The 25285-nt window shown below is 61.5% G+C and carries 22 protein-coding genes and 1 pseudogene; 9 read left to right on the plus strand and 14 right to left on the minus strand.

Annotated elements, in window-relative coordinates:
• Positions 1–85 precede the first annotated feature (85 nt).
• Positions 86–1570, minus strand: a complete 1485-nt coding sequence (locus ACQY1K_RS14860) for a lipopolysaccharide biosynthesis protein (protein WP_184654520.1) — start codon at positions 1568–1570, stop codon at positions 86–88.
• 109 nt (positions 1571–1679) lie between these two features.
• On the opposite strand from ACQY1K_RS14860, the gene ACQY1K_RS14865 reads away from it, so the two are divergent.
• Positions 1680–2663 carry a glycosyltransferase family 2 protein gene (locus ACQY1K_RS14865; RefSeq protein ID WP_430257727.1) on the plus strand — a complete coding sequence of 328 codons (984 nt, stop codon included), beginning with the start codon at positions 1680–1682 and terminating at the stop codon, positions 2661–2663.
• A 45-nt stretch (positions 2664–2708) separates the two neighbouring features.
• Positions 2709–3668 (plus strand): polysaccharide pyruvyl transferase family protein, encoded by a 960-nt coding sequence (locus ACQY1K_RS14870; protein WP_430257728.1) that lies wholly within the window; start codon positions 2709–2711, stop codon positions 3666–3668.
• Here ACQY1K_RS14870 and ACQY1K_RS14875 read toward each other — a convergent pair.
• Positions 3659–4690 carry a glycosyltransferase family 2 protein gene (locus ACQY1K_RS14875; protein WP_430257729.1) on the minus strand — a complete coding sequence of 344 codons (1032 nt, stop codon included), beginning with the start codon at positions 4688–4690 and terminating at the stop codon, positions 3659–3661. The two genes, ACQY1K_RS14870 and ACQY1K_RS14875, sit on opposite strands and share 10 nt — an antisense overlap.
• 102 nt (positions 4691–4792) lie before the next feature.
• Entirely contained in the window at positions 4793–5074 is a 282-nt protein-coding gene (locus tag ACQY1K_RS14880; RefSeq protein ID WP_082472025.1) for an exopolysaccharide production repressor protein, read from the minus strand.
• Between the two features lie 742 nt (positions 5075–5816).
• Between ACQY1K_RS14880 and ACQY1K_RS14885 the strand changes: the two genes are divergently transcribed.
• The 4 genes from ACQY1K_RS14885 to ACQY1K_RS14900 all read left to right on the plus strand — a co-directional run bounded on the left by ACQY1K_RS14885 (position 5817) and on the right by ACQY1K_RS14900 (position 10400).
• Positions 5817–6497, plus strand: coding sequence for a sugar transferase (locus tag ACQY1K_RS14885; protein WP_062461596.1), 681 nt, complete (start codon positions 5817–5819; stop codon positions 6495–6497).
• A 151-nt stretch (positions 6498–6648) separates the two neighbouring features.
• Positions 6649–8016 carry a polysaccharide biosynthesis/export family protein gene (locus ACQY1K_RS14890; protein ID WP_430257730.1) on the plus strand — a complete coding sequence of 456 codons (1368 nt, stop codon included), beginning with the start codon at positions 6649–6651 and terminating at the stop codon, positions 8014–8016.
• A gap of 10 nt (positions 8017–8026) precedes the next feature.
• Positions 8027–9340 carry an O-antigen ligase family protein gene (locus tag ACQY1K_RS14895; RefSeq protein ID WP_430257731.1) on the plus strand — a complete coding sequence of 438 codons (1314 nt, stop codon included), beginning with the start codon at positions 8027–8029 and terminating at the stop codon, positions 9338–9340.
• A 34-nt stretch (positions 9341–9374) separates the two neighbouring features.
• Complete coding sequence (locus ACQY1K_RS14900) at positions 9375–10400, plus strand: acyltransferase family protein (RefSeq protein WP_430257732.1); 1026 nt, start codon at positions 9375–9377, stop codon at positions 10398–10400.
• 33 nt (positions 10401–10433) lie between these two features.
• On the opposite strand, the gene ACQY1K_RS14905 is transcribed toward ACQY1K_RS14900, so the two are convergent.
• The 3 genes from ACQY1K_RS14905 to ACQY1K_RS14915 form a co-directional block, all read right to left on the minus strand.
• Positions 10434–10589: a hypothetical protein gene (locus tag ACQY1K_RS14905; protein ID WP_092659468.1), complete on the minus strand. Its 156-nt coding sequence runs from the start codon at positions 10587–10589 to the stop codon at positions 10434–10436.
• Between the two features lie 41 nt (positions 10590–10630).
• Positions 10631–11326: a superoxide dismutase gene (locus ACQY1K_RS14910; RefSeq protein WP_062581865.1), complete on the minus strand. Its 696-nt coding sequence runs from the start codon at positions 11324–11326 to the stop codon at positions 10631–10633.
• A 102-nt stretch (positions 11327–11428) separates the two neighbouring features.
• Positions 11429–13474, minus strand: a complete 2046-nt coding sequence (locus tag ACQY1K_RS14915) for an NAD(+) synthase (protein WP_430257733.1) — start codon at positions 13472–13474, stop codon at positions 11429–11431.
• A gap of 275 nt (positions 13475–13749) precedes the next feature.
• Between ACQY1K_RS14915 and ACQY1K_RS14920 the strand changes: the two genes are divergently transcribed.
• Entirely contained in the window at positions 13750–13968 is a 219-nt protein-coding gene (locus ACQY1K_RS14920; RefSeq protein ID WP_062461605.1) for a hypothetical protein, read from the plus strand.
• A gap of 24 nt (positions 13969–13992) precedes the next feature.
• Entirely contained in the window at positions 13993–14643 is a 651-nt protein-coding gene (locus tag ACQY1K_RS14925; RefSeq protein ID WP_430257734.1) for a hypothetical protein, read from the plus strand.
• A gap of 6 nt (positions 14644–14649) precedes the next feature.
• Here ACQY1K_RS14925 and minE read toward each other — a convergent pair whose 3' ends face one another.
• The 7 genes and pseudogenes from minE to ACQY1K_RS14960 form a co-directional block, all read right to left on the minus strand.
• Positions 14650–14913: a cell division topological specificity factor MinE gene (minE, locus tag ACQY1K_RS14930; protein ID WP_430257735.1), complete on the minus strand. Its 264-nt coding sequence runs from the start codon at positions 14911–14913 to the stop codon at positions 14650–14652.
• Positions 14910–15725, minus strand: a complete 816-nt coding sequence (gene minD / locus ACQY1K_RS14935; protein ID WP_062581861.1) for a septum site-determining protein MinD — start codon at positions 15723–15725, stop codon at positions 14910–14912. Before minD ends, minE begins: the two co-directional genes overlap by 4 nt.
• Before the next feature lie 53 nt (positions 15726–15778).
• A pseudogene (gene minC, locus ACQY1K_RS14940) lies at positions 15779–16581 on the minus strand (septum site-determining protein MinC).
• Positions 16582–16672: 91 nt separating this feature from the next.
• Positions 16673–18325 carry a urocanate hydratase gene (locus tag ACQY1K_RS14945; protein ID WP_430257736.1) on the minus strand — a complete coding sequence of 551 codons (1653 nt, stop codon included), beginning with the start codon at positions 18323–18325 and terminating at the stop codon, positions 16673–16675.
• Between the two features lie 468 nt (positions 18326–18793).
• Positions 18794–19882 carry a DUF917 domain-containing protein gene (locus ACQY1K_RS14950; RefSeq protein ID WP_430257737.1) on the minus strand — a complete coding sequence of 363 codons (1089 nt, stop codon included), beginning with the start codon at positions 19880–19882 and terminating at the stop codon, positions 18794–18796.
• Between the two features lie 10 nt (positions 19883–19892).
• A complete protein-coding gene (locus tag ACQY1K_RS14955) occupies positions 19893–21131 on the minus strand; it encodes a Zn-dependent hydrolase (RefSeq protein ID WP_430257738.1) in 1239 nt (412 codons plus the stop codon).
• 4 nt (positions 21132–21135) lie between these two features.
• Complete coding sequence (locus tag ACQY1K_RS14960) at positions 21136–22512, minus strand: dihydroorotase (RefSeq protein ID WP_430257739.1); 1377 nt, start codon at positions 22510–22512, stop codon at positions 21136–21138.
• Between the two features lie 164 nt (positions 22513–22676).
• Here ACQY1K_RS14960 and ACQY1K_RS14965 point away from each other — a divergent pair, with 164 nt between their 5' ends.
• Positions 22677–23891 carry a LysR family transcriptional regulator gene (locus ACQY1K_RS14965; protein WP_430257740.1) on the plus strand — a complete coding sequence of 405 codons (1215 nt, stop codon included), beginning with the start codon at positions 22677–22679 and terminating at the stop codon, positions 23889–23891.
• Here ACQY1K_RS14965 and ACQY1K_RS14970 read toward each other — a convergent pair.
• Positions 23863–25182 carry an Nramp family divalent metal transporter gene (locus tag ACQY1K_RS14970; RefSeq protein WP_062581848.1) on the minus strand — a complete coding sequence of 440 codons (1320 nt, stop codon included), beginning with the start codon at positions 25180–25182 and terminating at the stop codon, positions 23863–23865. The genes ACQY1K_RS14965 and ACQY1K_RS14970 overlap by 29 nt on opposite strands.
• Positions 25183–25285 lie beyond the last annotated feature (103 nt).

Below are 25285 nucleotides of genomic sequence, written 5' to 3' on the forward strand. Positions count from 1 at the left end.
CAATCAAATCGGTTCGCATCCTCGCCCGATTGCGGCGCGATTAAGGCGAAAATGCGTCTCAACGATGAGGCAAGGGCATCCTTCGTTATGCAGGAGGTGCGTCCGCAACCGACCCACCACGACGCCGCTTGACCATGCCGATTATTTTTTTGACGAGCGCCCTTTCCGTCACGAGGAACATGGCGCCGTAGAGCACGCCGCCCACGACAGCGCCAACGAGGAGCTGGAGATAGGGACTGGTGAGCTGTGCTTCGAAGGTGGAAAGGGTCAACCGGACCCCGACGCCCATGACGAGCGAGGTGAGCATCGACCGGCTGCTGGTCATCAGACCCCAAAAGAACGGAATGCCGTCGACCCGGAACACGGCCCAGGAATAACCGACCAGCGTGATGGCGTTGACGACGCAAAGCGCCACCATGGCATCGACAAGGCTGCCATAGGTGGCGCCGAGCATGATGGCGAGTGTCGTTGCAATGGCGCGCAGCACCGCCGACCAGAACAGCACACGGCTTTGGCCGGTGCCCTTGAGGTAGGGGATGAACGTGCTGCAGGGCGTCACGATCGCCTTCGACAGCGCGAGCAGGCCAAGCACCGGCCAGGCATAGGCCCATTGCGGCCCGAACAGCACCAGCATGGCCGGTTCCGCCACCGCCCAAAGCCCGAACATGGCCGGCGCCAGCACCACCGTCATTACCTGAGTGGACAGCATCAGGGCGTCGGTGCGGCGCTTGCGGTCGTCGCCCATCAGGCTAAAGGCGGGGAACAGCACGCCCATTACCGCCGACAGCACGACCTGGTTCGGAATGCTGGCAAACCGGTTGGCGGCCGAATAGGCACCCGCATCGGCAAGCGTCAGCATTCGCGCGATCACCACCATCGGCGCCTGAAAGGTCACGAAATTGGCGATCTCGGACCCCATCAGCCCTGAAGAATAGCGCACCAGCGGCCCCATGCGATCCGGCTTGATGACAAAACGCGGCACGTAGCGCGTGATCGAGTAGAGGCCGACAAGCCGGATCACCGCCGAGGAAAACAGCTGCACGACCAGCGCCCAGATGCCGAACCCCATAAAGGCGAGCGCCAGGGCGACCAGCGCCGCCGTGGTTTCCGATACGGTGCTGAGGATCGCGTCCTTGCTGAAATTCATCTCACGGGCGAGCAGCGAATAGGCGACATCGGCCGTCAGCTGCAGCGGAATGAGAAAGGCCATGATACGCAGGAGATCGGCGCTCTGGGCCGCACCCATCCAGCTGCCGATGCCGTTTGCACCGAGGAAAAGGATCACCGACATGATCAAAGACATCGCGAGATTGGCCCAGAAAACGGTGTGCACCGTATCCATGCCACTGTCCCGATCGACGATCAGCGCCGACGTCAAACCGGCACCACCGATCATCGCCAAAAACTGTACAACGGTGAGTGCGACAGCCACCGTTCCGAAATCTTCCGGGGTCAACAGTCTTGCCAATATCGGTACAGTGACAAATTTCAGCCCGAATGTGGCGGTCTTTGACAGCACACTCCAACCAACATTTGTCGTGATCGTCTTCACGCCTTGGGTTGGGGCCATCTTCGAATTCCTATTGTTGGATACTGATTGAGAGCCAGCGTGAAGCCGCAATCCAAGCCGTCGAGGCGGCTAGCGGTTTGCAATTCTTGAAAAAAGCAGGGGCAGAAACATGGCGACATTCACCGTAATTATTCCATTTTATCAACGGGAACCGGGTATCCTTACCCGGGCCCTGCAATCTGTTTTCAGCCAGAGCTTCGTGGATTTTGATATCATCGTCGTGGACGACGAGTCACCCCATAACGCAAAAATCGAACTTCAGGACGCCGATCCGACCTGGCTCGAGCGCATCCGAATCATCGAACAAAAGAATGGCGGGCCGGGGGCGGCGCGCAATACCGGGCTGGACGCGGTGCCCGCCGAAACGCGTTTTGTGGCGCTTCTCGACAGCGACGACGTGTGGCTTCCGGATCATCTCACCAACGCATTCGAGAGCATGAGCCGCTTCGGCGCCGAGTGCTACTGGGCCTCGATGCAGGCGAGCGAAGAGTTCTATTACCACTTCGGCATGGCGCAGCTGGAGAAGACCGAAGCCGGCACACGGCTATCGGAAAAGCCGCTCATCATCGAGCTTCAGGACCTGGCAAGCGTCATGCTGCGCAACTGGAGTTTCCTGCATCTCACCTGCATGGTGATGTCCCGCCCGGTCTTCGAGGCTGTCCGCTTCGACCCTGAATTGAGACTGGCTGCCGAAGACGTGCTGTTCTTCTGCGACTGCATCCTGAAATCGAAGCGGACGATCCTCTGCGACGAGCCGGGCGCTGCGCGCGGCATGGGTATCAACATTTTCCACTCGATCGACAACCAGTCGCCGGAATTCCTGCGCCAGCAGTTCAACACCTGGGTCGCGCTCGATACGCTGGAACAGCGTTTCAGCAACAGGCCGGGCGACGTCGCCTCGATTGCAGGGTATAAGAACACCGCAAGACGGCAGGCATTGTGGAGCCAGGCCGGGCGGATGAAGCGGCGCCAGAGCCCGGAATTCGGCCTTCTGGCCAAGTGGGTGATGCGTGATCCGGCACTCATCCGCGCGGCCTTCGAACTGGGCGCAGGGAAACTCGGCATGGGTGCGCGCGAGCGCTCGGCGACGTAAATTTCGCATTCTTTACAAAGACTTCACTCCCATCAGGAGGCTTGCATGCAACCTTATTACTGGGCATCCCACCACGGCAATTTCGGCGACGACCTCAATCTGTGGCTCTGGGATTATCTTCTTCCGGGCTTCCGCGACGTCCACGCCGATACGATGCTGGTCGGCGTCGGTACCGTTCTCAACCCCGTCCTGCTTCCGCCCGGGCAGAAGAAACTGGTGATCGGCAGCGGCTATGGCTATGGCGAGGCACCCGATATCAATGATCCCGAATGGGACGTGCGCTGCGTGCGCGGACCATTGACGGCGGCGAAGCTCGGTCTTCCCCTCGACAGAGGGATCACTGACCCCGCGGCCCTCATCCCCGATATGCCGGAATTCCAGAACCTGCCGAAGATCCACAAGAAGACCTTCGTTCCCCATTGGGAATCGGCGGAATTCGGCATGTGGCAATCGGTCTGCGAGCCCGCCGGACTGACCTGGCTCGACCCGCGCGGCGAGGCGAAATCGGTCATCCGGGCGATTGCCCAGTCCGAGATGATTGTTGCCGAATCCATGCACGGCGCGATCCTGGCCGATGCGTTCCGGGTGCCGTGGATTGCGGTGAGCACATCCAGATCCATCAACAATTTCAAGTGGAACGACTGGGCACAGTCCGTCGGTGCGACCTACAATCCGCACTTCGTGCCGGTTTCGACGCGCGCCGAGGCAGTGGCCAAGAAAACCAAGTTCTGGGGAATGAGCTTCGACGGCGGCGGCGGCCAGCAGCCGGCCCATCACGAACCCGCAAGCGCAGACGCATCGGTGATGACGCGGACCGCTGCCCCTGCGGCTCCTGCTCAGTCAGGCCTTCGCGGCATGGCGAAGCAGGTCCTTGCGGCACCGTCGATCCTGGCGCTCTGGCAGGCCAGCCGGACCGAGCCACAGCTCAGCCCGGATGCGATGCTTCAAGACAAGAAGCAGCGTTTTCGCGCTGTTCTGGACGAGATCCGTCGCGACTACTTCTGAACGGCGGCAGGGTCCGCTGCGGCCGGAACCCCGGCAAGCAGATAGCGCATGGCATGCGGCGTGGCGACCGGAACCGGTCCGCCACGTCTTGCCTCCATCTTGTCCAGCAGGATCGCCTGCGCGACATAGGGCAGGAACTGCGGCCGGCCGAACATGTAGCTAGCGGCCGCGACAATCCCCGAATTCGACTTGGTATCGAGGAAGGCGCGATGCTCGTAGCGTTCCCGGATGTGGTCGCGGTGACGGGTAATCACCGCCCTTGCCTGCGTCGGCAGGAGCGGATCCGACAGGATCGCCTCATCCGCTTCGTATAGCGTCTTGAGGTCATGGGTCCGGTGGCGGCTGCTGAGCGAATCGGCCCTGACGACGGCGCCGTAGCCGCAATGCTCGATCACCTTGTAGCGCGCACCCTTGGCCAGAGCCCGCAGATAGAGATCGTAATCCTCGCCAAGCCTCAGGCCCTCGTCGTACCGAAGACGATGGGCATCGAGGAACGAGCGACGAATGATCGGCTTCAGAAACCCGGTCTCGCCGCGCGGCTTTCCGCGCTCGGAAATATTGCCCTCGACGAATTCGATGAGCGAGATCGTCCGCGCCCTCGACTCGAACTTTTGGGGCGGCACTGCGGCGGCAGGATCGGAGATGAAGGCGATGTTGTCGGCCAGCATGTCCCAGTCGCCGAGCGCCAGCATTGGCTCGAACCGTCCGGGAAAGAAGAAATCGTCCGCATCGAGAATGGCGATCAGCGGCGCACTGGAAGCGGCGATCGCCCGGTTTCTCGCAGCAGACGGGCCCTGGTTCTTCTCCAGCGAGATGACCTGCAGCCGCCCGCTGCCATCATCCACACTGCGGGCAGCGCCGGCCGTGTCGTCGCTCGAGCCGTCATCGACCACGACGACTTCGCTGACAAGCGCTTCCTGCAACGCGGACCGGACGGCGGTGGCGATCGTGTCTGCTGCGTTCTTGGCTGCGATGACGACGCAAATCGTCTGAACATCGGGGTGGGCCGTTGCGCTCTCCATGAGACTGTCTCCATCGTTCGTCGTGCGAGGACCTGAACGCAGGAAGATGGCCTCCATATGGAAGCACTGCAACAAAAACCGAAATGGGACTGAGAGCGCCGGCTAGATATCCCGGGCAGGCAGGTGTGACGTCACGTCGGACGGAAGGTTGGAAACCTCTCTGGAGCGCGCAGCGACGGCGGTATCTGTCCGACCCCTGCTACCCGCGAGCTTCTCGCGGTGAACGAGGTAAACGATGCCAACGAAATAACCCACCTGGATAATAACCGCGCAGAGGAGCGTGTGTATAAATGCTGTGTAGACGGACCCGCTGATGAAAAAGGACGCGAGCGCGAAAACGACCAGGACGCAAAGGATACTTATAAATACGCGCGGCGCATACATGATCGCCCTCCCGAGCAGCTTATAGTTCTTGGCTTCTAGACGCAGGCTCCTCCCTGCACCGTCACGATAGGACCGGCAGTAGTCGGATGCAAGCAATACAGCATCTGCTATGCCGAGTATTAATGAAACTTTCGTGAGGTTTGCCGGTTCCCCGACCCGCCTCGGCAGTTCCTTGCGATTAGCGTGAATGGTTTCTTACCTTGGTACCACAGCGCCCAATCGCATTTCCGCCACAATTTGGACGTGAAGCTCGCCGTCTGGAACATTCCGCTCCTGGATGTCGCAGAGTCGGGGTCACCGGCGTTCAACTTTTGTTACAAAGGTGACGAGGCCCGACGAAGCCATATTGCGCTGCATCATTGTATTGCGGTGCGAAATGCGTAGGCCTTTGGTCTTATACGCAAGCTACTTCCTGGCCCTGCTCAAAGAAGCAATCACAGGTTTAGCTCTGGACTGGCCCTGCGCAGAAGCCCCCCAATACGCTAATGGCACGGGTATTATTCTAACTCCGGGTATAGTTGCCAGAAAAGAACAGTAGACCTGGGGTCGCTATTCAATCGATTGTAAAAAAATCGGAGTGCTGATCGGATTTTGGCGCGCATCGACCCGCATCGGGACAGCGCTCCCGGAAAAAATTGGCTGGCATCAAATTCCGAACACAGACTTATTATCAAATTGTCGACGAAAAGACCCGCCGAAAGGCATCACCGACTATCGCAAAACCTAAATGGAGTTACCCTCTATGAAGTCAGCGACACGTTCGGCTAGTTCGCCGTTTGTAGACTCCGACCAGGCCTTCGGTACCCTCCCGATCGGTGGCCTCGCTAAACGCAGCTTCGATATGACCGCAGCTGCATGCGCGCTGATCCTGTTCAGCCCGCTATTTCTGATGATCATGGCCCTGGTGAAACTCACCGATAAGGGCCCGGCCTTTTATGGCCATAGCCGTATTGGCCATAACGGACGCATTTTCAAATGCCTCAAGTTCCGGACCATGGCGACCGACGGCGACGAATTGCTGCGCAACTATCTGCGTGACAATCCGCATGCCGCGGAAGAATGGCGTCTGACGCGCAAGCTGAAAGACGACCCACGCGTGACTTCGGTTGGCAAAGTCCTGCGCAAGCTCTCTCTCGACGAGCTGCCGCAGTTGCTCAACATCGTGCGTGGCGAAATGAGCGTGGTGGGACCGCGTCCGGTCGTGGACGAGGAACTGAAAGTCTATGACGCCTTTGCCGTCTACTACCTTCGCACCCGTCCTGGCCTCACAGGCCTGTGGCAGATCAGCGGTCGCAACGATGTGTCATACGAGACCCGCATCGCTTTCGACACGCAATACGTCCAGAACTGGTCGCTGGTTCGCGACATCGCCATCATTGCAAAGACCATCCCTGCGGTCTGCTTTGCCCGCGGCAGCTATTGATCTGAGTTTCTTTTGATAGCCTGAGAAATCCTGGTCGGTCACCGGCCGCAAGAAAAACCAAGAACAAGTCACCAGACGAACTCAACAGTCGAAACAAGCGCAAGCCGACCTCCCACGGATTTGCGTTTGAATGCGATTGAAGGACCCGTAGATGTTGAAGAACGATCATTCGAAAAGCGGTTCGCCGGCGCTCCTTTTTGCAGCCGGCGCCCTGCTGCTGAGTTCAGTTGCGCCAGTCCTGGCGCAGGACAAAGCCCCGAAGACCACACAACAGACCTCCACTGAGGCCGAAACCGCAACACCTGGCAAGGCTGCGGCACCCAAGACCCCTGCAGCGGCTGCCGCAAGCGGTCCCGCCAGCGGCGGCTATAAGCTCGGCGTCATGGACAAGCTGCGCATCCGCGTGGCCGAATGGCAGCCGGCCGATGGCACCGTGCGCGACTGGGACGTGGTCGGCGGCGAATACACGGTCGGCCCGTCCGGGGCGCTGTCGCTTCCGTTTATCGGCGATCTCGACGCAGCCGGAAAGACGACCGTTGAAGTTGCCGGTCTGATCGGCCAGCAGCTGCGCGACAAGTTTGCGCTTCGAAACCTGCCCTCTGCCTCGGTTGAAATCAGCCAGTACCGGCCGGTCTATCTCGCAGGCGACGTCACGACCCCGGGAGAGTTTCCCTATTCCCCGAACCTGACGGTGCTGAAGGCGGTAAGCCTTGCTGGCGGCTTGCGCCGTTCCGACGCGGGTCAGCGCTTTGCCAAGGACTTCATCAACGCGCAGGGCGACGTTGCCGTCTACGACAACCAGCGCGGCCGCCTGATTGCCCGCCGGGCACGGCTTGTGGCCGAGGTTTCCGGATCGCGCGATCTGCCGATCCCGGCGGAGCTGAAAGACGTGCCGAATGCCGCGCAGCTGATTGCCAGCGAGACATCGCTGATGAAATCGCGCCGCGACCGCTATGAGCTGCAGCTGCAGGCCCTCAACGAGCTGCGCAGCCTTCTCGAAAGCGAAGTGAAGTCGCTCGCGCAAAAGACAGAGACGCAACAGCGCCAGCTCGATCTCGTGTCGGAAAACCGGGACAAGATGTCCCGGCTCACCGAACAGGGTCTGGCTACCAGCAGCCGCCTTCTGACCATCGAGGAGCGCACGGCCAGCATCCAGTCGACCCTGCTCGACATCGACACGTCGACCTTGAAGGCAAAGCAGGATATCAGCCAGGCGAACCAGGACGAGATCAACCTGCGCAACGACTGGGAAGCAGACCGGGCAAAGGAGCTTCAGGATACCGAAGCGGAACTTGAAAAGCTCGGCCTGCAGCTGACCACCAGCCGCCAACTGATCTCGGAGGCAGTTGCACAGTCCGCCGAGGCGCTGCGCTTCGACCCGAGCAAGACAGCCGCGACGATCAAATACACCGTCGTGCGCGACGAAGGCGACGGCCCCAAGGAAGTGGCCGTCGACGAGAATGCCCGTCTGATGCCGGGCGACGTGGTGAAGGTGACCTCCGAACTGCTGATGCAATAGGGGTAACCGGATGAAGATTGCCAAGTCGTCCCTGATCGACCCGGAGAAGAACGAGATTTACGGGATTGCCGCTGTCGCGCTGTCCTTTTTCGTCTTCGCCTATTCGAGCAGGTTCGGGCAGATCTCGATCCTCGCCTATTACGGCGTATGGTTCCTTCCGGTCGTGACCGACTACCGACGGGTGCTGGGCCGCTATTCCCGGTTTCTCTGGATCTTCTCGTTCGGCATCTTCTGCTTCATCTCCGCTTTCTGGTCGCCAGCCTTTGGCGTGTCGCTGCGCACGGCCATCCAGTATCTGACGCATATCGTCTGCGCATTGATTGCCATGCGGATGCTCAGCACAAAGACGCTGCTGCGCGGCGGCCTGATCGGAACCGGGATCGTGCTCGTCTATTCGATCCTGTTTGGCACCTATCTGATGGACGCGATGGACAATACGTTCAGCTTCGTCGGCGCATTTTCCTCCAAGAACCAGCTGGGTTTCTTCGCGTCGCTCGGCGTGATCTTCTCCTATGCGGCAGTGATGCTGTTTCGCATGCGCGGCATCTGGATGATCGGTGCCGGCGGCGGCGCGCTCCTGTCGGCCTACTGCTTGCTCGCCTCGCAGTCTGCGACCTCTGTCATCACCACGGCCGGTGTCGTGGCGCTCTGCATCGGCCTGCAGGGGTTCATGTTCTTTTCGCCGAAGCACCGACGCGGCTTCTTTGCGATTGCGCTCGTGTTCGGGCTTGCCGGCATCGTCGGTGCGCTGCAGTTCGGCGCGATGGATGCGATCCTCGGCGTGTTCGGCAAGGACTCGACCCTGACGGGCCGCACCTATCTATGGCAGCAGGGCATTGCCGCCGCTGCACAGTCTCCCATCATCGGCATGGGCTACCAGGGATACTGGGTTCCAGGCGCCTCCGAGGCCGAACGCCTCTGGCAGGAATTCTTCATCACCGGCCGCAGCGGTTTCCATTTCCACAACACCTATATCGAAAGCATGGTGGAGACTGGAATCATCGGCACGGGCCTGCTTGTCTTCATCCTGATCGCCTGCCTCACCGGCCATCTGAAACGGCTGCTGACCATCTCGCGCACGCCGGAATCGCTGCTGTTTGTCGGCCTGTCGACCCTGCTTGTGATTCGGTCCTTTGTGGAGATCGACATCCTCAACCCATACCAGGTCGGGTCTTTCCTGTTCTACTTCATGGCCGGTCGTCTGACGCTGGCGGTGAAGCCGGTCAAGGCAAAGGCGGACCGCCCTCAATACGGTTTCATGCTGAATTCACCCACGGGGCCCGAGCGCGGGCAAAATGGCGAACCGGGCATTCCGGCAGGCTGACACGCCCGAACGGGCGTCGAAGGACGTGAAGACAATGCCTACTCTCTATTCGATCCAGTATCTGAGAGCCTTTGCGGCGCTGGCCGTGGTGCTGTTTCATGCCGGCGAGAAAAGCGGCCTGCACTTCACCATCGGTGCGGCGGGTGTCGACGTGTTCTTCGTCGTCAGCGGCTTTATCATGATGGCGATCAGCGACGCCCGCTCGGCAAGTCCCGGCAAGTTCTTCAAAAACCGGCTGCTGCGCATCGTGCCGATCTACTGGGCGGCGACGCTTCTGATGATCGCCGGCGCCCTCGCCGGTGCGTTTCCAAACCTCGTGCTGAGCCTGCCGCATGTGCTGGGCTCGCTGCTGTTCCTGCCCGTTGCCTCGCCCAGCACCGGCGCACTCTGGCCTGTCCTCGTGCAGGGCTGGACGCTGAACTACGAGATCTTCTTCTACGCCGTGTTTGCGCTCACCCTGTTTGCGCGCCCATCGGCCCGGCTTCCGTTGCTGGCACTGGTGTTTGGAACGCTTGTCGCAATCGGCCTCGTCATGCCGCCCGAAAATCCGTCGGTTGGCTTCTACACGGCCCCGGTCATTCTGGAATTCGTGGCAGGTGCAGCACTTGCGAAACTCTGGCAGCGCGGCGCGGTCCCGCCGGCCACGATCGGGCTGGCGCTGATCTGCCTGTCGATCGCCGGGTTCGCGGCGATCCAGATTTTCAAGCTTGAATTCGATGCGTGGTCCTGTGGACCGCTTGCGATCATGCTGGTGACCGGCGCGCTCAGCCTTGAAAAGAGCCGCTCGGTCCCAAAGATCCCTGCCCTCGCCTATCTTGGCGATGCGTCATACTCAATCTACATCTGGCATACGTTTGCGGTCTCGGTCGCCGTCAAGATCCTGTCGTCTGCATCCCTGCCGCCTGTCGCGGCAACCACGATCGCCGTAGTCGCCGGCACGCTGGTCGGCGTCCTCGCCTATGAAGCGCTGGAGCGGCCGATGCAGGCACTGGTGAGGGGAAAGCGGACGAACCTGTGGCGCCTTCCGGCGAAGCAGACAGAAAGACAGCCGGTCCCTTGACCGGCCGTCCGTTCATCGTGGTGAGCCGCTAACTCAGGCGTATTGCGGCGGATCGTCGTTTTCATCCGGGTTCGGCACCGGATCTTCGTCCGGCAACCTGTCGGGCTCCGGCTCACCGATCGGAGGGACCGGCGGAGCGGGTGTTGGCGGGATTGGGCCGGGTACGGGTTCAAATGGATCCTGGGCCATGGGCACTCCTCTCTCTGTTGACTAAAGGGAACATCGCAGCCTCAGGCTGCCATGCGTTCCTCGACCGAACGCCAGTTCACGAGCTTGTCGAGGACAGCGCGAATATGCTCCGGCTTTCGGTTCTCGTAATCGACGTAATAGGCATGTTCCCATATATCGATGCCGAGATAGGCGGGACGTCCGACAGCAATCGGGTTCTTGCCGTCCTCATAGCCGATCAGCGCCAGCTTGCCGGCGTCATCCCGAGTGAGCCACACCCAGCCGGTGCCGAACACGGTATCCGAGATATCGACGGCGCGCTTGATGAAGCCATCATAGTCGCCGAACGTCTCGTTGATCGTCGTCGCAACCTCGCCCTGCGGCCGGTTCGGGCCACCGGGTACGAACTGATCCCAGTAGGCCACATGGTTCCAGGCCTGGGCGGCGTTGTTGAAGATCTTCTTGTCCGCATCGGCATCGGACTTGGCTGATTCCACAACGATCGCCTCAAGATCCATGTCGGCATATTTGGTGCCGGTCGACAGCGTGTTCAGCTTGTCGAAATAGGCCTTGTGATGCTTGCCGTAGTGCAGGCCCACGGTCTTTGCGGAAATGACCGGCGCCAGATCGCCCTCGCCGAATGGCAGCTTCGGCTGTGCAAACGGCGCGGCGGCCCGTGCGATATTGGGAATTGGAAACACCGCAGCGGCCGCTGTGAAAGCGGTTGCGGTGAGAACGGTTCGACGGTTGAGTTCCATGAATTGAGCTCCTTCCCTGTTACCTCTAGGAAAGAACAACCCCTGAAGCGTGGATCGGTTTCCCGAATCCGCCTGACAATTGCGTGTTGCGGAGGATGAACGTCATGCGTCCGGCACGTTGTCCTTGAGCTCCTTGATCCAGATCCGGCCATTGCCATCCGACGGCGCCCGCCAGTCGCCGCGCGGCGAGAGCGATCCACCTGACGTCACTTTCGGCCCGTTCGGCGATGCGGAGCGCTTGAACTGGCTGATTGTGAAGAACCGGAACAGGAACGTCTCCATCCAGCGCTTGATGACGGGCAGATCGAACTGCCGCTTCTTCTCCTCCGGGAAATGCGACGGCCAGGCGCCAGCGCCGACATCCTTCCAGGCCTGCAGCGCCATATAGGCGATCTTCGACGGCTTCAGGCCGAAACGGGTGAGATAGTAGAGCGTGAAATCATGCAGATCGTAGGGACCGATCTTGTCTTCCGTGCTCTGCATGGCCCCGTCGGCGCCCGCCGGCACCAGTTCCGGCGAAATCAGCGTATTGAGGATGCGCTGCAGCGTCGCGTTGGTTTCGTCATCAAAGCTCTCGGCCTCGATGACCCAGCGGATGAGGTGCTGGATCAGCGTCTTCGGTACCGAAGCGTTGACGTTGTAATGGCTCATCTGGTCGCCGACACCGTAGGTCGACCAGCCAAGTGCGATCTCCGAGAGGTCGCCGGTGCCGAGCACAAGCGCGTTGCGCTGGTTGGCGGCGCGGAACAGGAAATCGGTTCGCAGACCCGCCTGCACATTTTCAAACGTCACGTCATAGACCGGCTCGCCACCGCTGAACGGATGTTTGAGATCGTGCAGAAGCTGGGTGGCAAGCGGCTTGATGTCGACCTCTTCGGCCGTAATGCCCATGCCGCGCATCAGCGCCCAGGCATTCGACTTCGTGTCGTCGCCGGTGGCAAAACCCGGCATGGTAAAGCCGAGAATATCGGTGCGCGGCCAGCCGAGCTGATCATAGGCCTTGGCTGCGACCAGCAGCGCATGGGTCGAATCGAGGCCGCCTGAGATGCCGATGCAGAGCCGCTTTATGCCGGTCGATTTCAACCGCTTCATCAGGCCCTGGACCTGGATGTTGAAGGTCTCGTAGCAATCCTGATCGAGCCGTTTCGGATCTGAAGGCACGAACGGATAGCGCTGGATGGCCCGCTCCAGATCAAGCGTTTCTTGCGGCCGCTCGAAGTCGAACAGGACGCGCCGGAACGTCTTGCCTGCCGTCAGATGCAGCGTTGCGGCATCGTTGAACGTGCCGGTGCGCATTCTCTCGAGACGCAGCCGCTCGACATCGATATCGGCGACGCACATCTGCGGGCCGGCCGGAAAACGCTCGGTCTCGCCCAACAGATCGCCCAGTTCGTAGATGCAGGCCTGGCCGTCCCAGGCGAGATCGGTGGTGGATTCGCCGGGGCCGGCCGCCGAATAGAGATAGGCCGCAAAGTTGCGCGCCGACTGGGTGGCGCAAAGCAGCTTGCGCATCTCCGCCTTGCCGACGGTGATGTTGCTGGCCGACAGGTTGGTGAGGATCAGAGCACCGGCCATCGCGCCGAAATCGCTCGGCGGCGCCGGCAGCCAGACGTCTTCGCAGATCTCCACGTGGAAGATGAAATCGCGGATATTTTCAGCGGCAAACTGCAGATCGATGCCGAAGGGCACCGATTGTCCGGCAACCGAAATCATCATGTCGCGCACGCTGCGGCCGGATGCGAACCAGCGCTTCTCGTAGAATTCGCGGTAATTCGGGATATGGGTCTTCGGCACCACACCGAGAATGCGGCCTGCATGGATGACGACGGCGCAGTTGAACAGACGTCCTTCGTGACGCAGCGGTGCGCCGACAAGAAGCACGGGAAGCAGCGCCTTGCTTTCCTCGACGACCGTTGCAAGCGCGCTTTCGACCGCATCGAGTAGAACGTCCTGGCCGAGCAGATCGTCGATCGAATAGCCGGAAATGCCAAGTTCCGGAAACACCATCAGCGCAACGCTGCGCGCGTGACCTTCACGGGCCAGATCCAGCGTCGCACGCGCGTTGAAGTCCGGGTCGCCGAGTTCGCAGACGGGCGTGCAGGCGGCGCCGCGAATGAAGCCGTGGCTATAGGGCGAATGGAAATTCATCTGGCACTCCGAAGGCATGGTCATTGGCCGCGATCGTGACGTCTCGCATTTGCGACTGCCCGAGACGCCTACCTAAATCATTGGCCTGTATAGCACCTCTGTAAACACGCGCCAGCATAGCGACATCAGAATCGGGTGACGTTGGAAATGGCGACGGCGATTGGCAAAATCGAATTTCCGTGACAGCTTGTCCGAACGTGTGACCGCACACGGTTTTTCCCGCATGCAATTTTTCAAGAAAGCCAAATTCAAACGTCATATTTTGGAGCGTTGTCATGTCCGTACTGGATGATCTTCTTCGCCAGAAAGCTGAGATCGAGGCACGCATTCTCGATGCCCGGGCGCAGGAAATCGATCGCCTCAAGCTCGAATTTGCCTTCCTCGCGCTCAAGCTGCGGGAGCTGAACGGTCTGCCGAAGCCGCTTGTGGACCTGTTCACCGACAAGGGAGGAACGTTCAACTCATTCCGGGCGCTGAACGTCAAGAAGCCATAGCCGCCAGCGTCAGAGGACCCTGCGATGGACCTGGCGCAGCTTGCGAAAGACTTAGCTCTCACCGAGCGGACACGACTGAAGATACTGCGTTCGGGCTTCACCGTCAGCGGACACAAGCTCTGGACGGATGAGGAAGACCTGATCTGCCGGATCTTTCATCCCGATTACTTTGCCATAAGCCAGGTTCTGCATGCCCGGTCGAAAAAGGCCATACAGACACGCTGCCAGAGACTGGGTCTTGCACCACGCCGGCAGGCCTGGGGATGGTCGGCCCGGCAGAAATTGCGCAGGCTCTATCCCGCCGCAGACCGGAAAGAGATCTGCGACGCGTTTCCGGGCGTCAGCTGGGACCGGATCCAGGCGGCGGCCCGCTATTACGGTTTTCGCCGCAGCCGGAAGCCCTACAAGCTCACCGGAATTCCGGCGCTCGATCAGCTGCGAAGCCGCTGCTACGCCAGCCGGTGGATCATGCGCGATATGGATGAAGAGGCCGGCACCGGCCAGTATTTCCAGACCCGCGGATACAAGAGCCGCTACCCGGATTTCAAAGCCATCGACAAGGGTGTCCGGGCGCTCGGCGGCCATCTGGAAGTCCGCTGGGACGACGCAAAAGGCGGGCATGTCCCGCCGGACATACCCGCCTTTCAAACCAGCCTTGGGAGGCTAACTCGTTAGGGTCGTTCAGGCTGCGACCTGGGCGCTCGCATTGAGCGGGATCTCGACGTCGATCTCCAGAATGGTGCAGTGCTCGTCGCGATCCATCTTTACCGTTACGCGGTCGGCGTCCAGCTGGACGTGTTTGGCGATGACGGCCAGAATTTCCTCGCGCAGCACGGCGACCAGATCGGTGCCGACAACCATGCGTTCATGAGCAAGCAGTACCTGGAGACGCTCGCGGGCCGCGGGCGCCGATTTCGGCCTGTTGAAAAGGCGGAACATGTTCATGCGGCCTTCCTTCCGAAGATCTTGCCGAAGAGACCGCGCTTTTCGCCCGGGATGGTCATTGGCAGGACCTCGCCGGCGAGACGCCGCGCGGCATCGAAATAAGCCTGGGCCGGAGCGCTCTTGGCGTCGGCCAGCGTCACCGGTGCACCGATGTTGGAGGCACGCAGCACATCCATGCTTTCCGGAATGATGCCGATCAGCGGGATCGACAGGATTTCCAGAACGTCGTCCACCTTCAGCATGTCGCCACGCTCGGCACGGTTGACGTCGTAGCGGGTCAGCAAAAGATACTTTTCCATCCGCTCGCCGTTTTCGGCCTTGAGCGTCTTGGAATCGAGAAGACCGATGATGCGGTCGCTGTCGCGCACCGAGGAGACTTCCGGATTGGTGACCACGACGGCCATATCCGCATGGCGCATGGCAAGTGTCGCACCGCGCTCGATGCCGGCAGGGCTGTCGCAGATGATCCAGTCGAAGTAGCGCTTCAGATCGGCCATCACGCGCTCGACGCCTTCGGATGTCAGGGCATCCTTGTCGCGTGTCTGCGAGGCGGGCAGCAGGAACAGGTTGTCGAGGCGCTTGTCGCGGATCAGAGCCTGCGGAAGCTTCGCATCGCCCTGAATGACGTTGACGAGGTCGTAGACGACCCGGCGCTCGGCACCCATGACGAGATCGAGGTTACGCAACCCGACATCAAAATCGACGACGACGACCTTGTCGCCGCGGCTGGCAAGCGCTGCGCCGAGAGCCGCGGTCGAGGTTGTCTTACCGACCCCTCCCTTGCCCGAAGTCACAACTATGACTTTCCCCATACCAATCTCTCCTGTGTCCTGCCGGCCCGTTATCATTTGCTTTTTTTCATTTCTTAACTGAGCGTTTCTGCCATGATGATGTCGCCGTCGAGCCAGAGCTGGACCGGCTGCCCGCGAAGGCTTGCGTCCATGTCCTCGGCCATCTTGTAGATGCCGTCGATCGCGACCAGTTCGGCCTCGAGCTTGCGGCAAAAGATCCGAGCCGTTGCATTCCCCAGTGATCCAGCCATGACCCGGCCGCGTATTGCGCCGTAGACATGCACCGAACCGCCGGCGATCACTTCGGCACCGGAGGCAACCGAACCGATAACGGTCACGTCACCTTCCGCGAAGATGACCGACTGACCGGAGCGAACCGGCTCGTTGATCACCAGCGACTGGATGACCGGCCGGACTTCGGCAACCTTGATCGGCTCGTTGCGGAGCTGACTGTCGGTATCCGTTTCCGGCTGCTTGGCACCTTGCTTGGTAGCAGCGCCAACTTGTCCGGAGCTTTCTTGAGCCGACTTATCCTCGGACTTTTCCGGGACTTCGAAATCGGATGCAGCCTTGCCGCCCCGCATCGCCGGCGGCATGCCGGGGCCAAGCATCGACGGGCGAGCGCCCTCGATGCCCATGATCCGGACATTGCGTTCGGCCAGCTGTTCGAGCAGGTCCTTCAGCTCGATCTTGTCGATCGAGACCTCGGAAATATCGAGCACGACCGGCCGGTCGAGAAGAAGCCGGCCGAGCGGGCCGCCAGATCGTCAAGGCGCGAGAGCCAGTTGTCGAGCGGCAGATCGGGGGACAAGACGACCGCCAAAAACGAGCGGCCCTTGATACGGATTGAGCGAGCGTCTGTTAGCACTTTGGTCATCTACGTAAACAAATCGTTGACGTTAGATGTAGCGCCGGGGTGGTTAACAAAAGGTTAACGCACCCCTCCAAAGCTTTAACGAAGACCCGTTCTAGGGCAATTTAAGACCGGCCGTTTCGGCAGCCTCGATCGCCTCGTCATAGCCGGCATCCGCATAGCGGATAATGCCGAGCGAGGTATCGTTGGTGATCGAATGTTCAAGCCGTTCCGCCCCCTTTTCGGTGCCATCGGCAATGATGGTGACACCGGCAGATGTCATGTAACCCGCATATCCGCCGCCGCCCGAATGGATGACGACGAGATCGGCCATCGACGCACACATCGTCATCGCGTTGATCAGCGGCCAGTCGGCGATCGCGTCCGATCCGTCCTTCATGTTCTCGGTCATGATATTGGGATGCGCCATGGCGCCTGCATCGAGATGGTCGCGCGAAAAGGCAATCGGCCCGGCAAGTTCGCCGCTTGCGACCAGCGCGTTCACGGCCAACGCGAGCTTGGTGCGTTCGCCATGCCCGAGCCAGGCGATGCGTGCTGGCAAGCCTTCGAAGGGCACGTTTTCGCGCGCCAGCCGGATCCAGTTGGTGACGATGAAATTATCCGGGAAAAGCTCGAGCACGAGATCGTCGATGCGGGCGATATCGCTTTCCTCGCCCGACAGCGCCATCCAGCGGAACGGTCCGATCGCCTTGCAGAAGAGCGGCCGCAGATAGGCTTCGGTAAAGATCGGAATGTCGAAGGCGTTGGCAACGCCGCCTTCGCGCGCCTGGGTGCGGATCAGGTTGCCGTTGTCGAACACTTCCGCACCCTTTTCCTGCAGGCTTAGCATGGCGCGGACATGATCGGCGATCGAGGCGCGGCTTGCCGCCATCAGCTGGCCCTGGCCCTCCTTGCGAAGCCGGCGGACTTCCTCAAGGCTCATCCCCTTGGGGACATAGCCATAGACGAGATCATGCGCCGAGGTCTGGTCGGAGACGATATCGGGCACGATGCCGCGTTTGACGATCTGCGGGTAGATGTCGGCGGCATTGCCGACGAGGCCGATCGAGACGGCACGTTTGTCGGCTACCGCCGCATCGATCATCGCAAGCGCCGTATCGAGATCCGGCGCGACCTCATCGAGAAACCCGATCTCACGGCGTTTGGCGACCCGCTCCGGATCGATATCGACCACCAGGATCGCAGCGCCCGCCATGCGACCGGCAAGCGGTTGCGCGCCGCCCATGCCGCCGAGGCCGGCGGTCAGGATGAAGCGACCGGCAAGCGTGCCGCCGAAGCGCTTCTCGGCGATCCGCATGAAGATCTCGTAGGTGCCCTGAATGACGCCCTGGCTGCCGATATACTGCCACGCTCCGGCCGTCAGCCCGCCCCAGCAGATCAGACCCTTTTCCTGCAGCGCGTAGAAATACTCGGCCTTCGCCCACTGCCCCACGATGTTGCAATTGGCCATGATGACGAGCGGCGCCTTGTCATGGGTCTTGAGCAACCCGACCGGCTTGCCGGACTGGATGATCAGCGTCTGATCCTCGTCCATCGTCTTCAGTGTGCGCACGATCGCCTCATGCGCCGCCCAATTGCGCGCCGCCTTGCCGAGCGCCGCATAGACGATCAGATTGTCCGGATCCTCGCCCACTGCCAGCACGTTTTCCAGAAGCCGCAGCAGAGCCTCCTGCCGCCAGCCCTTGGCACGCAGTTCGGGCCCGCCGGGGATCGGGAAGTTCGGATGGCGCGGGTTGGGCTTTGGCATGTGGATCGTGTCCTCTTTGATGTCGGGGACTTAGCCCCTCACCTGTTCTCTCGTCGCGTTGCTGCCCCTCACCCTAACCCTCTCCCCGCTCACGGGGAGAGGGGACGTGCCCCGATTCGGGCAGGGAGCGAGCGGCTTGCGTCCTTCTCCCCGCGCGCGGGGAGAAGGTGCCGGCAGGCGGATGAGGGGCAAGCCAAAACCCCCTCTGGCCTGCCGGCCATCTCCCCCACAAGGGGGGAGAAAACCTGCTGCACGCTCCCTGCCCGAATCGAGGCACGTCGCCTCTCCCTGCTCGCGGGAGAGGGTTAGGGTGAGGGGCAGCCAGACCCCCTCTGGCCTGCCGGCCATCTCCCCCACAAGGGGGGAGAAAATCTGCGGCACTGTCGCGTCCCAAAAAGGCTGTGACAGTGCGGCAGGTTAAGCCCCTCCCCCTTGTGGGGAGGGGTTTGGGGCGGGGTCTGCTCCGCCCTATCCCAGCGCATAATCCGCAATGCTGATTCCCAGCGCCGTCTCGCAGATCGGGTAAACCGACGGATCCTTGACGCTGGACGACAGCGGAATGAGCGTCTTTGGCACATGCAGCAGAAACACCGCCATGCCGACCTCGAGTTGACCGACGCTCATCGGTTCGCCCTGCGGAGAGAGCGTCGTGATGATATCAGGGAAGGTTGCGAGCCGGTTGCCGCCGGCATCGTCCACCGCCATGTATTCGTTCATGACATGCAGCGTGATCGCCCCGTCGCCTGAACCGACCGTGATCGTGCCGACATCGAAGGCTTCCTTGGTATAGACGACCGATTTGGCGGTTACCTCGGCCTCTACCAGGATCGTCCCGCCGGTGGTCCTGACGATCGCGTCGATGACGGCAGATCCACCTTTCGCATCGGCTTCGATGATCGCCTCGCCGAGCGTCAGCGCCAGGCTGATGCCGCCGAGCGCTGCATTGTTGCGCACATAGGAGGCGCGCAGCGGATTGCGGCACGAGGCGATGAAGCCGCCGGACATGTCCGAGGCGGTGCGCAGGATCGGCGAGACCTTGGCGGTGGCGCCGCGCACGACGAGTTCGATATAGCGGTTTTCCGCCCGGTTGCCGCCGACTGCGGTCTGGATCATCTGTTCGGGCGAATTCGCCATGCCGATCGAGCCCATGTCGCCGGTCGGATGGGCGCGCACGTCTCCAACAGCGTCGAGCACCTTGGTGCCGAGGATGGCCGATGGCAGCCAGCCGTTAAGCGTCGAGGACTTGCCGTTCTGGCCGATCATCAGCGCCGCAACCTTTTCGCCGAGCGCATCCTGCAGCAGCTGCACCGCCTTCACATAGTCGATGCCCTGCATTTCCCAGGCGGTGGTCGAGGCCGGTGCGCCGATCGCGGCAGCCGTTGCTACCCAGTCGTCGTCGGACAGTTCGTCGATGGTCACGAGTTCGGGCCTGCCGACCGAGACGGCGGCATAGCCGAGCATGCGGCCGTGATCCGACCAGCCGCCGCCGCCCGCCGCATAGACCGAGCCGCCGCGCACCGCCGCCTCGACATCCTTCTCCGTCAGTATGCGACCCATGCCCTTGCCCCTATTGTTTGTCGAGTGCCAAGACCGCCTCGTAGAGAACGGCAGCGCCCAGCGCGATATCGTCGTTGTCGGACCATTCTTCCGCCGCGTGACTGCGGCCATCCTTGCTGGCGATAAAGATCATCGCAGCCGGCGCCACCTTGGACAGAAACGCCGCATCGTGACCGGCGCCCGACACCATCGGCCGGCTGGTCGCGCCGATCCGCTGCGCACTTTCGGCAAGCACACCGGTGACCATCTCAGACATCGGCGTCGGCGCCGCATGCGACACCCGCCGCGGGTCGGCGATCGTCACGCTGCGCTCCGAGGCCGTCTGTGCACAAAGCGCGGTGACGGAAGCGACGAATTCGTCCATCACCGCGTCATCGACGGCACGCGCATCGATCAGCATGCGGACATGCGAGGGGATGACATTGGCGGCGTTCGGCTCCATCGAGAACTCGCCGACGGTGCCGGCAAAATAGCTTTTGCCCGACGCAAGCTCCCGGGCGATCTCTTCGATGCCGAGCACGATGATCGATGCGGCCCCCAGCGCATCATAGCGTGCATTCATCGGGGTGGTGCCGGCATGATCGGCACGGCCTTCCACCAGGATTTCGAAACGGGAAATGCCGGTGATGGCGCCGACGATGCCGATATCGACGTTTTCGCGCTCCAGCACCGTGCCCTGCTCGATATGCAGTTCGAGGAAGGCTTTGATATCGGTGCGCGTGAATACGGTGTCCGGATCGCCGCCGACCTGACGGATGCCGTCTGCGAGCGTGACACCATCGGTGCTGCGCTCCAGCCATTCGGGCGGCCGAACGCCGGTCATGCCGCGGCTGCCGATGCAGGACACACCGAAGATCGAGACTTCCTCGGCGAGAAAATCGACGATTTCCAGATCGTGTTCCAGCGCGATGCCGGCATCCTTGAGCGAACGCGCCACTTCGAGACCAGCAATCACCCCGGCAATGCCATCGAACCGGCCGCCGTTCGGCACCGTATCCGAATGCGACCCGAGCATGATCGTGCCCTTGCCTTCCACCGTTCCCTTGCGCCGCCCGGTCATGTTGCCGGCGGCATCGATCTTCGTTTCGAGCCCGGCCTCGCGAAAGATCTTTTCGACGTAAGCGCGGCCCTCGAGAAACATTGGCGTGAAGGCCCGGCGCGTCCAGGGCCTGTCCGGCTCGGTGATATCAGCCAGCGCCTCGATATCGGCTGCGATACGATCGGCGTTGACTGAGAGATTGGAGGTCATGCGATCAAAAATCCTGAAGTGAAAGGTTGGCCGGGGGCCGCACGAACCGGCCGGTGCCGGGCTCGGCCACCACCGTCGATCCGTCATAGGCGAGTGCGCCGCGAAGATAGGTTCCGGCCACCTTGTAGGGCAAGGTCATTCCGTCATAGGGCGACCATCCGACGACGTTGTTGCCGGTCTTCGACGCGTCGAACACATGCTCTTCCGCCGTCAGCACCGCGATATCCGCATGCTTGCCGACTTCCAGCGCGCCCTTGACGTGATCGATCCGGAAATGCCGGGCGGGATTGAGCGCCATCAGCCTCGCGGCCCAGGTGAGCGACACACCGCGTTCCAGCGCACCCTTGATAAACAGCGGCACCATGGCTTCGAGACCCGGCAGGCCGGAGGCGTTGGCGAGCATGTCCGGATTGGTCTTGCGGTCGAGCGACCAGCTGACGTGGTCGGTCGAAAGAAGCGTGACATTGCCGGCCGCCAGATGTCGCCAGAGCTTTTCCACCTCCGCCCGCGGCCGGATCGGCGGATTGCATTTCGACTTGCCGCCGAGCCTTCTCGCATCGGTTTCCTGGTCGAGCGTCAGGTAATGAATCAGGCATTCGACCGTGGCGCGATGCCCCTGCGCGCGGTATCCGGCGGCGATCTCGTAACCACGACCAAGCGAGCAGTGCACCACATGGGCCGGACAGCCTGTGGCGGCACCGATCTCGTAGATCTCGGTCATCGCCAGAAGCTCGGTCAGCGGCGGACGCGACATTTCGTGGGCACGGTAATCGGTGATGCCGGAGGCCTTCACCTCAGCCATCGCCGAGCGGACATATTCGTCGTTCTCGTTGTGGACGCCGGCCGTCAGGCCGGTTGGCGCGATGGCGGCAAAGCACTCGGCCATCAGCGGCGTGAAGATGCGCGGAAAGCGCTTCGGATCTGTCCCGAACGTGGAGAACTTGAAGGCCGCGACACCGGCTTCCACTTGTTCGCGAATGCGCACGGCGCCCTCCTGCGGATCAACCGTGCCATAAAGCGCGAAATCGACCCGCGCTTGGCTTTCTGCATGAGCGACCTTGCTTCGCACGGCATCCGCCGAGCAGACGAGATTGCCCTCGTCATAGGGCATGTCGACGATGGTGGTGACGCCGCCGGCTGCTGCCGAGCGGGTCGACCAGATGAAATCCTCCTGGTTCTTCTGCGAAAGCGAATGCACCTGCGCATCAATCGCACCCGGAAGGATCAGCGACGCGCCGAGATCGTGGCTATCGTGGGCAGACGGCATCTGGCCCTGACCAACAGCCGCAACCAGACCGTCGCGGACCGCCACATAACCTTCGGGAACGATGCGGTCGGCAAGAACCAGCGTGCCTTTCAGAACAAGATCGAAATCCGACATCGGCCTGTCTCCTTCAGCCTTGAGCCCTTTAGCCTTGGGGCGCGCGTTCGATCGGAACCGCTTGGGGGCAGACTAGGAGAATTTGATTGGCAGAGGGATATCCCATATCGTGAACGCACGATATCATTGCTGTCATCCTCTTATATGCTCACCCGGAAGCCGTCATGGACCTTGCCTCGCTGCTGATCGCCCATCATGTGCTGGCCTTGGGCGGCATCCGCGAAACGGCGAAAGTGCTGGACCGACCGGTCTCCAGCGTCTCCGCCGCGCTGGCACGGCTGCAGTTTCATATCGCCACACCGCTGACGACGACATCAGGCAACCGCATCCAGCCCACGCTTGAGGGCGTGCGGATCGGCCGCGATCTGCAGCGGGCGGCCATGCTGGTCGGCGAGCTCTCGGGTCTCGGCGACCAGGAGGGCTCGCCCGCAGACGGAGCCCGGCTTTCCGTGCCGCTTCTGGCCTTGCAGCGTTTCCTGGTGGTCGGGCGCAGCGGCAGCATAAGGCGGGCGGCACAGGAGATCGGCATCGGCCAGCCGCAACTGACGCGGCAAATCCGCAGTCTCGAGCGGGATCTGGGTCTTCCCCTTCTCGACCGGGCGGCCGCCGGCGCTGTTCCGAATGTAAGCGGGCAACGGGTGATCGCTCTCGGAGAAGAGCTCGAAGCGATCTGGCTGAAGATTTCCGACCATGCCGGCGACCGGTTCCGGCGTGCCGCATCGACGACCCGCGTCGGCTCGGTGACGCCGCTTGGACGCGAAAGCCTGATTGCCCGGATCCTCGCAAAACTTGCCGCCGACTGGCCGAAGCACATGCCGCGACGGCCGCTCTACATCTCAAGCACCAATGCCGAGGAGCTTCTGTCCGGTATCACCGACCGGACGTATGATCTCGTGCTGGTCGACACGCTCGACATGCCGCCCGGCGTCGAGCACCGGGTGATTTCGCGCAGCGCACTTGCCATGGTGGGAGCAGCCGACGTGATCGCCGACCATCGCGGCGATCTGCGGCAACTGCTGCTGCGCCATCCGATCGCGCTGCCGAGCCTCAAAAGCGGGTTGCGGCAGAAATTCGGGTTGCTGACCGAGGACATCCTGACCCCGGACGAACGGGCGGCACTCACCTTCGTCGAGATCGATTCCATTCCCGTCATCGCCAATCTTGTGAGCGATCACGGCTATATCGCGCTTCTGCCGCTCTGGGCCATTCCACAGCCGGACGAGCGGATGGCGGCGATCGCGCTTCCCGAGGCCTACGACATGCATCTGTCGCTTGCCTGGAAAAAGGGAGCGGCCGCCGAGACGATCGCTCGCACGGCCGAACACATTCTGGGCTCGATGGCTTTTCCGGTTACAGGACGAAATCCACCAGCAGCTTGATGTTGAGGGCGCCGATGACGATGGCGATCAGCCAGGCAAAGGCACGCAGCCAGAGAGGTGCGACGAACACGCCCATCTTGCGCTTATCCGACGTGAACATCACCAGCGGGAAGACCGCGAAGGACAGCTGCAGGCTGAGCACGACCTGAGTCAGGATCAGTAGCTCCGCCGTGCCGCCATCGCCGTAGAGGATGGTGACCGCGGCTGCCGGAATGATGGCGATGCCGCGGGTGATCAGCCGCCGCACCCAGGCTGCCAGCCGGATATGCAGGAACCCTTCCATGACGATCTGGCCGGCAAGCGTCGCCGTCACCGTCGAGTTCAGGCCGCAGCACAGGAGCGCGATGCCGAACAGCGTCGGCGCGATGGCATAGCCGAGAACCGGTGAGAGAAGATTATGCGCATCGCCGAGTTCCGCCACCGCCGTATGGCCGTTGGCATGGAAGGCGGCGGCGGCCAGAATGAGGATCGATGCGTTGATCAGAAGCGCGAACATCAAGGCGACGGTGCTGTCGATCGTCGCGAACTTGATCGCCTCCCGCTTCTCCTCGACGCTGTCCCCGTAATTACGGGTCTGGACGATGCCGGAATGCAGATAAAGGTTATGCGGCATGACGGTGGCGCCGAGAATACCCAGCGCCAGATAGAGCATGTTGGGATTGGTGACGATCTCGGTGGTCGGCGCAAAGCCACGAATGACCTCGCCCCAGTTCGGGTCCGCCATGGCGATCTGGATGGCGAAACAAGCGGTAATGACGCCCAGCAAACCGATGACGAAGGCTTCCAGGAACCGGAATCCGAGCTTCTGCAGGTAGAGAATGAGGAAGACATCGAGCGCGGTGATGAGAACACCGATTTCCAGCGGAATGCCGAAGATCAGGTTGAGACCGATCGCGGTGCCGATCACCTCGGCGATATCGGTGGCGATGATGGCGATTTCGGCAAACAGCCAGAGCATGTAGGCGACGGGACGCGGGAAGGCATCGCGACAGGCCTGGGCGAGATCGCGGCCGGAAGCGACCGCCAGCCGGGCGCAGAGCGATTGCAGCACGATCGCCATGATGTTCGACAAGAGTGCGACCGACAGGAGCAGGTAACCGAACTGCGAACCGCCGGCGAGCGACGTCGCCCAGTTGCCCGGATCCATGTAGCCGACGGCGACGAGATAACCCGGACCGAAGAACGCGAAGGCCCGCCGAAGTTTCGATCCCTGTCCGCGCACCGGGATCGAGCGATGAACATCCATCAGCGAGGCATCACCGCCGCTTTTGAGCCAGCCGCTGGAATTCATTCGGGATCGGATATCCATCGTCGATCGTGCTCTCGTTGTTGCAATTGCAATTCATTCGCACATAAAGATCGTAGTTGCAAATTATTCGCAATAAGAAATCCGG

This window comes from Neorhizobium sp. IRS_2294 (genome assembly GCF_050500145.1).
Taxonomy (GTDB): domain Bacteria; phylum Pseudomonadota; class Alphaproteobacteria; order Rhizobiales; family Rhizobiaceae; genus Neorhizobium; species Neorhizobium soli.

Bases quoted from the DNA above. Each gene is read 5' to 3' on its own strand.
- minD (WP_062581861.1), bottom strand. From the start codon at position 15,725: ATGGGGAAAGTCATAGTTGTGACTTCGGGCAAGGGAGGGGTCGGTAAG.
- ACQY1K_RS14885 (WP_062461596.1), top strand. From the start codon at position 5,817: ATGAAGTCAGCGACACGTTCGGCTAGTTCGCCGTTTGTAGACTCCGAC.
- ACQY1K_RS14875 (WP_430257729.1), bottom strand. From the start codon at position 4,690: ATGGAGAGCGCAACGGCCCACCCCGATGTTCAGACGATTTGCGTCGTC.
- ACQY1K_RS14910 (WP_062581865.1), bottom strand. From the start codon at position 11,326: ATGGAACTCAACCGTCGAACCGTTCTCACCGCAACCGCTTTCACAGCG.
- ACQY1K_RS14865 (WP_430257727.1), top strand. From the start codon at position 1,680: ATGGCGACATTCACCGTAATTATTCCATTTTATCAACGGGAACCGGGT.
- ACQY1K_RS14970 (WP_062581848.1), bottom strand. From the start codon at position 25,182: ATGAATTCCAGCGGCTGGCTCAAAAGCGGCGGTGATGCCTCGCTGATG.
- ACQY1K_RS14925 (WP_430257734.1), top strand. From the start codon at position 13,993: ATGGACCTGGCGCAGCTTGCGAAAGACTTAGCTCTCACCGAGCGGACA.
- ACQY1K_RS14880 (WP_082472025.1), bottom strand. From the start codon at position 5,074: ATGTATGCGCCGCGCGTATTTATAAGTATCCTTTGCGTCCTGGTCGTT.
- ACQY1K_RS14965 (WP_430257740.1), top strand. From the start codon at position 22,677: ATGGACCTTGCCTCGCTGCTGATCGCCCATCATGTGCTGGCCTTGGGC.
- ACQY1K_RS14870 (WP_430257728.1), top strand. From the start codon at position 2,709: ATGCAACCTTATTACTGGGCATCCCACCACGGCAATTTCGGCGACGAC.
- ACQY1K_RS14955 (WP_430257738.1), bottom strand. From the start codon at position 21,131: ATGACCTCCAATCTCTCAGTCAACGCCGATCGTATCGCAGCCGATATC.
- ACQY1K_RS14960 (WP_430257739.1), bottom strand. From the start codon at position 22,512: ATGTCGGATTTCGATCTTGTTCTGAAAGGCACGCTGGTTCTTGCCGAC.
- ACQY1K_RS14860 (WP_184654520.1), bottom strand. From the start codon at position 1,570: ATGGCCCCAACCCAAGGCGTGAAGACGATCACGACAAATGTTGGTTGG.
- ACQY1K_RS14920 (WP_062461605.1), top strand. From the start codon at position 13,750: ATGTCCGTACTGGATGATCTTCTTCGCCAGAAAGCTGAGATCGAGGCA.
- ACQY1K_RS14895 (WP_430257731.1), top strand. From the start codon at position 8,027: ATGAAGATTGCCAAGTCGTCCCTGATCGACCCGGAGAAGAACGAGATT.
- minE (WP_430257735.1), bottom strand. From the start codon at position 14,913: ATGAACATGTTCCGCCTTTTCAACAGGCCGAAATCGGCGCCCGCGGCC.
- ACQY1K_RS14915 (WP_430257733.1), bottom strand. From the start codon at position 13,474: ATGAATTTCCATTCGCCCTATAGCCACGGCTTCATTCGCGGCGCCGCC.
- ACQY1K_RS14900 (WP_430257732.1), top strand. From the start codon at position 9,375: ATGCCTACTCTCTATTCGATCCAGTATCTGAGAGCCTTTGCGGCGCTG.
- ACQY1K_RS14950 (WP_430257737.1), bottom strand. From the start codon at position 19,882: ATGGGTCGCATACTGACGGAGAAGGATGTCGAGGCGGCGGTGCGCGGC.
- ACQY1K_RS14905 (WP_092659468.1), bottom strand. From the start codon at position 10,589: ATGGCCCAGGATCCATTTGAACCCGTACCCGGCCCAATCCCGCCAACA.
- ACQY1K_RS14945 (WP_430257736.1), bottom strand. From the start codon at position 18,325: ATGCCAAAGCCCAACCCGCGCCATCCGAACTTCCCGATCCCCGGCGGG.
- ACQY1K_RS14890 (WP_430257730.1), top strand. From the start codon at position 6,649: ATGTTGAAGAACGATCATTCGAAAAGCGGTTCGCCGGCGCTCCTTTTT.